The organism is Streptomyces zinciresistens K42 (assembly GCF_000225525.1).
Lineage (GTDB): Bacteria > Actinomycetota > Actinomycetes > Streptomycetales > Streptomycetaceae > Streptomyces > Streptomyces zinciresistens.
In genome coordinates this window covers 1-3,667 of record NZ_AGBF01000358.1, presented here as the reverse complement: position 1 = coordinate 3,667, position 3,667 = coordinate 1, and the positions used below count along the sequence as shown (strand labels likewise).

The 3,667-nt window shown below is 73.3% G+C and carries 3 protein-coding genes and 1 pseudogene; all 4 read right to left on the bottom strand.

All coding sequences use genetic code 11. The features are described 5' to 3' along the window. A pseudogene (locus SZN_RS43035) lies at positions 1–130 on the bottom strand (ABC transporter ATP-binding protein); the annotation flags it as partial. A gap of 40 nt (positions 131–170) precedes the next feature. Further along, positions 171–1,277, bottom strand: coding sequence for an aliphatic sulfonate ABC transporter substrate-binding protein (locus tag SZN_RS36220; RefSeq protein WP_007505464.1), 1,107 nt, complete (start codon positions 1,275–1,277; stop codon positions 171–173). 213 nt (positions 1,278–1,490) lie between these two features. Beyond that, positions 1,491–1,592 (bottom strand): putative leader peptide, encoded by a 102-nt coding sequence (locus tag SZN_RS43405; protein WP_341865615.1) that lies wholly within the window; start codon positions 1,590–1,592, stop codon positions 1,491–1,493. An 85-nt stretch (positions 1,593–1,677) separates the two neighbouring features. Further along, a complete protein-coding gene (locus SZN_RS36215) occupies positions 1,678–3,648 on the bottom strand; it encodes an FAD/NAD(P)-binding protein (RefSeq protein ID WP_050815171.1) in 1,971 nt (656 codons plus the stop codon). Positions 3,649–3,667: the final 19 nt, after the last annotated feature.

The following is a 3,667-nucleotide window of genomic DNA, read 5'->3' as shown; positions in this document are numbered from 1 at the left end:
CGTCGTCCAGCACGAGCTGCCGCCCGCCCGGTGTACCGGGCGCCGGGAAGGACTTCGAGACATGCTCGATGCGGGCGGCACGGGCCACGGGTGCGGCCGTGCCGGATGCGTTGGCGAGGGCGGTTGCCATGCTCGTCATCTCCTCGGGGACTGGTCGGGTGCGGTGTGCGTCACGGCGTGCCGAGACCGGCGTCGTCGACCGCGGGCCTGCCCTCGGCCTTGAGGACCTTGTTGAGGGGGCGGAGGTCGTAGATGCCCTGGAGGGCGGGCTTCTCCAGCAGGCCGGCCTTCACCGCGTTGTCCGCCTCGGTGCGGAGAGTGGCGGCCAGCGGGTCGTCGAGGAAGGCGATCGACTTCCAGGCCGGGTCGATGACCTCGGCGGGCAGGGCCTTGCCGGAGAGCTTCTCCAGGGCCTTGTTCGCGGACGCCTTGGCCTTGTCGGGGTTGGCGCCGATCCAGGCGTTGGTCTTCACCGAGCCGCGCAGCACGGCCTCGACCACGTCCGGGTGCTCCTTGAGGAACTTCTGCGACACGATGATGTTCGTGATCACGAACTTCTTGTCCGGCCACAGGTCGGACTCGTCCAGGAGCACCTTGCCGCCCTCGGCGACGAGCTTGGACGCGGTCGGCTCGGGCACCCACGCGCCGTCGATGGAACCGGACCTGTAGGCGTCCGGGGTGATCTTGTTGTCGGTGCGCACGACGGAGACGTCGCCCCTGCCGCTCTGCGCGTCGACCTTCCAGCCCTGCCCGGAGATCCAGTTGAGCAGCGCCACGTCCTGGGTGTTGCCGAGCTGCGGCGTGGCGATCTTCTTGCCTTTGACGTCCCCGACCGACTTGATCTTCTTCGGGTTCACGACCAGCTTCACGCCGCCCGAGGCCGAACCGGAGATGATCTGCAGGTTCTCGCCCGCCGCCTTGGTGTAGCCGTTGATCGAGGGCGAGGGGCCGATCCAGCCGATGTCGATCGAGCCGGAGTTGAGCGCCTCGATCTCCGACGGCCCGGCGTTGAAGGTCGACGACTTGATCGTGGTGGCGCCCAACTCCTTCTGGAGCAGCCCCTCCTGGACGCCGACCAGCGCGGTGGCGTGCGTGAGGTTGGGGAAGTAGCCGATCCTGACCTCGTCGGCGGAGAGCTTCTCGGCGCCCGCCGCGGCCTTGGTCTCCTTGCCGTCGTCGGTGGACTGGGCGCCGTAGCCGCAGGCGGTCAGCAGCAGGGGGAGCGCCGCGGTGGCGGCGAGGAGGCGCAGGGCGGTCAGCGGTCTTGCGGCAGACACGGAGGTGTCCTCTCGGAGATGAGCGGGCGGAGGCGGATGAGCGGGCGGAGGCGGAGGAGCGGGGGGTGAGGGCCGTGGAGGCCGGACGGCCGCAGGGGCGGCGCGGGTCCCTCGGTCCGCGTCGGCGCACTGCTCCCGCCCGCCGGCCCGAGGGGGCGGCGGGGGGCTGCGCTCGCGGAGCGGGGGAGGGCGCGCGGGCCGCGCTGCGGCGTCTCAGGCGGGGTGACAGATGGCGCTGGACGTGCGGCCGAAGTCGATGTGGCGGCGCGAGGTCAGCAGCAGCGAGGACAGGTCGGCACGGCTGTGCGTACGCATGGACACCCCACCCCGCAGATCCCTAGTTTTCCTACCTGGTTGATGGGGATCGTGGCAGAAGTGGGGCGGTCGCCCAAGAGGCTTTTCATATAGTGGACACTCTTTTCTCGTTATCCGAGAAATCGCAGCTCACGGGGGTGGTGCTCAGGGCGCGCAACAGCGCCCGCGCCACCGCGTCGTTCTGCCGGAACGCCGGCGCGTCGGTCCGCGGGCGTGAGAACGCGGCGACGGACCGGCTGTTGGTGGGAGCCCCGAGGGCGATCCGGCGGGGGTGCGGGCCGCCCAGGGAGGGGTCGATGACACGGCCGTCCGCGGGGGAGACGGCCAGCAGTCCGGAGCGATGGACGTGCCCGGCGTCCGCCAGGACCTCCTCGGTGAGGGCGTCGGAGCGGTACAGCTCACGCAGCAGCGGGTCCTCGGTCCGGTCCAGGGAGGGGCCCGGCAGGTACGCCTCGACGAGGGCGGTCGCGTGGACGGTGTGCCCGGGGACGGTCGGACTGGCGGCGGTGAACGTGCCCGTGCGCTCGTCCGTGCCGATCCGGACACCGGCGCCCAGGAAGCGGACGACCCCGGCCCGGGACAGTGCGAGCAGCTGCCGCAGCCGGAACCCGGGCGGGCCGGAGGCCAGGAAGCTGAAGAACCCGTGCCACCAGCCGTCGAGCTCCTCGGCGACCGAGCGTGCGGCCAGCCGTCCGGAGGCCACCAGCCGGGGCAGCTGTCCGTAGACGGAGAGCAGCGCGAGGAACGCGCCGAGGTCGGCGCTGAACTCCCGGTCCTCGCGCCGGTCGACGTCCCGGGCGACGTGCGCGCGCAGATGCTCCTGGAGGTCCTCGGCCGAGGCGAAGGCGAGCCCGTCCAGGGGGCGGTCCAGCGCCTCGAAGTCCAGCCGGTCCGCGGGGTCCGGCACGGCCCCGTCGACCAGGGCGGCCATGGCGCCGCCGTACCAGTCCAGCCGGTCGTACGCGGCGGCGAAGCCGGTCCAGGACATGGCCGTGCGCCCGGGGTGGGCGTGGAAGAGCTCGTGGTAGTGGCCGTAGCCGATCTCCTTGGCCATCAGCGGCCACACGTCGCGCCGCAGCAGGAGCGGGCCCCCGCGGGCGAGCAGCGCGTCGACGGCCTCGGGACCGAAGTGGCGCGGCAGCGGCGGCCGGGGGCCCTGGAGCCGGTAGCGGGTCTTGGAGTGGTACGGCACACCGCGCCGCGATCCCGCGTGCAGAACGGGCTCGCGCCCGGAGGGGAGATAGCGCAGGGTGCCGTCGGGCTCGTCCCGGAAGGCGCCGCCGCGTCCCTCGGTGAGCAGCGTCACCAGGTCGACGAAGGCGAGCCCGAGGCCCCGCAGGAGGACGTGCTCGCCCGGCCGCAGCTCCGACAGGTCGGCGTCGGCGGAGAACTCCGGCGCCAGATGGAACCGGCCGTGACGGCGGGCGAAGGCGGCATGGGCGCGGTGCCCGGCGCCGGGCCGGGAACCGAGGTGCCCCTGCGCCAGGACCACCAGATCGGCGGTGAGCGGCTCCGTCCGGCCGGCCAGCCGGACCAGCTGCGGTCCGTCCGGCGGGCCGGTCACGGCCGTCGCCGTGGTGCGGTGCCACTCGACCGTGACGCCGGGCGGCAGCTGGGCCAGCGTCCAGCGGAACACCCAGTCCAGATAGGCGCTCTGGACCCGGCGGGTGGGGAAGTCCGAGCCGGTGAGCGCGCGCAGTTCGGCGAGCACCTCCGGATCGGCGGGTGCGGTGCAGGGGGCGTGGCGCGGGGCCCGGCCGGAGAACTGGGCCGCCCACTGCGCGAGGGAGGGGCCGGGCCGCACGGGGCCCTCGACGGTGGACGACTCGTCGGTGAACATCGTGACGTCCTCGGCCATGGAGTTCATCCGCAGCAGACCCGACTGCTCCGCCCGCCAGATCCGTCCCGGCCCCGGCGGGTGCGGATCGACCAGGTGGATGCGCAACGCACGGCTGCCGTCCCACAGTTCGGGCGCGTTCGCGGCGACGCGCTCCAGCAGCCCGGTCGCGCGGGGTCCGGCGCCGACGACGACCACGACGGCAGCTGCCCCGGTCATCGCCCGCCGCCGGCGGCCG

Excerpts from the sequence above, each read along its gene's own strand:
- SZN_RS43405 (WP_341865615.1), bottom strand. The coding sequence starts at position 1,592 with ATGCGTACGCACAGCCGTGCCGACCTGTCCTCGCTGCTGCTGACCTCG.
- SZN_RS36215 (WP_050815171.1), bottom strand. The coding sequence starts at position 3,648 with ATGACCGGGGCAGCTGCCGTCGTGGTCGTCGTCGGCGCCGGACCCCGC.